The sequence below is a fragment of the Clostridium sp. genome (genome assembly GCF_021443865.1).
In the GTDB taxonomy this organism is placed as follows: domain Bacteria; phylum Bacillota; class Clostridia; order Clostridiales; family Clostridiaceae; genus Clostridium.
The window spans coordinates 1-3181 of the sequence record NZ_JABUTB010000150.1 but is presented as its reverse complement, the minus strand read 5'-3'; the positions used below and the strand labels follow the sequence as shown (position 1 = coordinate 3181).

5 protein-coding genes are annotated in these 3181 nt (G+C 26.7%); all 5 read right to left on the bottom strand.

What is annotated here, in order from left to right; translation table 11 throughout:
• Positions 1 to 59, bottom strand: a 59-nt coding sequence (locus tag HUJ77_RS15480; protein ID WP_366033595.1) for a rubredoxin-like domain-containing protein, incomplete at its 3' end; no start/stop codon positions are given.
• A 216-nt stretch (positions 60 to 275) separates the two neighbouring features.
• Positions 276 to 1223 (bottom strand): siderophore ABC transporter substrate-binding protein, encoded by a 948-nt coding sequence (locus HUJ77_RS15185; RefSeq protein ID WP_291710077.1) that lies wholly within the window; start codon positions 1221 to 1223, stop codon positions 276 to 278.
• Positions 1224 to 1274: 51 nt separating this feature from the next.
• A complete protein-coding gene (locus HUJ77_RS15180; RefSeq protein ID WP_291710075.1) occupies positions 1275 to 2030 on the bottom strand; it encodes an ATP-binding cassette domain-containing protein in 756 nt (251 codons plus the stop codon).
• Positions 2027 to 2980, bottom strand: a complete 954-nt coding sequence (locus HUJ77_RS15175; protein ID WP_291710074.1) for an iron chelate uptake ABC transporter family permease subunit — start codon at positions 2978 to 2980, stop codon at positions 2027 to 2029. The genes HUJ77_RS15180 and HUJ77_RS15175 overlap by 4 nt, the downstream gene beginning before the upstream one ends.
• Positions 2980 to 3181 (bottom strand): iron chelate uptake ABC transporter family permease subunit (locus tag HUJ77_RS15170; protein ID WP_291710071.1); only part of this gene is annotated, 202 nt, incomplete at its 5' end. The genes HUJ77_RS15175 and HUJ77_RS15170, both read right to left, overlap by 1 nt.

Sequence of the window (3181 nt, the reverse complement as noted above, 5' to 3'; positions counted from 1 at the left end):
GCTGGTGCAGCTTCTCCTTCATATACATATCCACATATTGTACAAACAAATTTTTTCATAATTAAACTCCTCCTATATTATACTCTCCACATTTAATTTATTTCTTGTTTCGTTCTTCACAAGAATTATTATATAATAATAATTATTAGTTGTAAAGTAATAATTATAATATTTTTTAAAAACTTTTAATCTCTTTTATATATTTAAAATAAAAAAAGGAAATTCATCAGTTTTTTTGAATTTCCTTTTATTATATTTAGTTATTTTCTATTTAATTACTTTATTTTTAATGCAGTTTCCATATCTGAAATAATAGTATCTATTGCCATAATTCCACTTCCGCCAACATACCACGCTTGTGGATTTACGTATACAATATTTCCGTTTTCATATGCTTTAGTTGTCTTTACTAGTTCATTTTCTACATTTTCCTTAACTGATACTTGAGTTCCAGTTATAGCTCCTCTATCTAAAACTAATAAATAATCTGGATTCTTTTCCTTTATATATTCGAATGAAATATTTTGTCCATGATCAGATACTTCAATTTGTGTATCAGCTGGAGTAAATCCAAACTTACTATAAACCATATCATATCTTGAACCTTCACCATAAACTGATAATGAACCTTCATTAAACATTGTCATTAAAGCTGTAGCATTGTTCTCTTTTACCTTTGAATTTACAGCTTCTAATCTAGAATTTATCTTATCTAATTCAGCTGTAACTCCCTCTTCATTATCAAAAATCTTCCCTAAAACCTTAGCATTATTTTCTGCTGAAGCAAATATATCACTATTAACTGTACCTAAATATAATACTGGTGCAATTTTCTTTAAATCATCATAAAATGCTTCTTGTCTTCCTTCTATTATAATTAAGTCTGGCTCAACTTCATTAATTTTTTCTAAATCAAATTCCTTTACTGAACCTAAATCTACATATTTATCGTCTTTATATTTATCTAAGTATGATGGCAATGATGACTTTGGAAGAGCAACTGGTTCAACACCTAACTTTGTCATTATATCTAATGAACCATAGTCTAAAACAACAACATTTTTAGGATTTACCGAAATCTCAACGTCACCCTTTTGATCTGTTACAACAACTGTTTTACTTTCTTCCTTTGGTGCTTCTTCTGTAGTTCCTGTGCTACATCCTACCACTCCAACTGCTAATAACATAGCCATACTTAATGTAGCTAAAAATCTTTTTTTCATTAATAATACCTCCATTTTATATAAACATTATTTTGTAACTTTTCAATATCTTTAAAAATATATACATATTTTTTGATTATTAACTTCTCTAATATTAAAATTCATATCATAAAGACAACTTAAATTGTTCTCTGTTATCATATCTTCAGTTGTTGTATGATTTACTAATTTACCGTCCTTTAATGCCACTATATAATCTGAATAGCAAGATGCAAAATTAATATCATGAATTACAATTACTATTGTCTTTCCAAAATCATTAACCATTTGTCTTAGCATTCTCATCATTTCTGCTGAATGCTTCATATCTAAATTATTTAAAGGCTCATCTAAAAGTATGTAATCTGTATTTTGTGCTACTATCATTGCTATATATGCTCTTTGCTTTTGTCCACCAGATAGCTCATCAAGATATTTATCTTGGATATCTGTAAGCTGCATATAGTTTAAAGCATCCTCTACAAATTTCTCATCTTCTTTTTTTAATTTACCTTCACAATAAGGGAATCTTCCAAAGGAAACTAATTCCCTTATGGTTAATCTTATATTTAAAGTATTACTTTGCTTTAATATTGAAAGCTTTTTAGATAACTCCTTAGAATTCCATTCTTTTATTTCCTTGCCATCTACAAAAACTTCTCCTGAATCTGCATCTAAAAGTCTTGATATTATAGATAATACTGTACTTTTACCTGCTCCATTTGGTCCTATAAAAGAAGTAATTTTACCTTCTTCAATATTAAATGAAACATTATCTACAACTTTTTTACTTCCATAGCTTTTGCTAATATTTTTTACTTCTATCATAGCTTACTCTCCTTTAATAATAGATTTATAAAGTAAATACCACCAATAAAGTTAATTATTATACTTATAGTTGTTGTAAAGTTAAATACTCTTTCCACTAAGAATTGTCCACCAACTAAAGCAATAATACTTATAAGAGTTCCAACTATAAGAAGTTCTGAATGTTTATATGTTTTTGTTATTTCATAAGTTAAATTAACAACTAGTATTCCTAAGAAAGTTATTGGACCTACTAATGCCGTTGATAAAGAAACTAGTATTGCAACAAAAATAAGTATTTTCTTACTAAACTTATCGTAATTTACTCCTAGGTTGATAGCTTGTTCTCTTCCTAATGACATAACATCTAATTTATGAAAATCCTTATATAAAATAATTGCCATTATAATTAATATAATTATTGAAACTAATAATATCTTTGTATTAACTAAACTAAAGGAAGCAAATAACTTTGCTTGAAGTGCATCAAATTCATTTGGATCTATAATCACTTGCATAAAAGATGATAAACTTCTAAATAAAGTTCCAACTACTGTTCCTACTAATAATAGAAAGAATATGTTGTTTTTGCTCTTTTTTAAAACCACTTTAAAAAGTATCATTGCTAAAATAACCATTAAGGTTCCTGATAATAAAAAGTTTAATGTTTTATTTACCATAATTATTGAAGTTGATCCAAATAAAAATACTACTATAGTTTGTACTAAACTATATAAAGAATCTAACCCTATAATACTTGGTGTAATAATTCTATTGTTAGTTATTGTCTGAAATAATATTGATGCTACTGATATTGTGGCACCTGCTATTAATATCCCAAGAACCTTAGGAATTCTAATAGATAAATTAAATCTATAATTTTTAGCTGTTAATCCCCATACAACAAATAAAACTAAAAATGTTATTGCAACTATAGATAATATAATTATTTTTTTCTTATTATTTTGCATTATTTATTCCTCCTAAATATTAAATAAAGGAATATTACAGCTCCAATAACTCCAATAGTTAAATCTATAGGTATTTCATATGGGGCAATAATTAAACGGCTTATTATATCAGAAGCTAAGACAAAACTTGCACCAAGAAGTGCAACTATTGGCATATTGTTCTTTAGGTTGTCCCCTTTCCATATAGAAACTATATTAGGT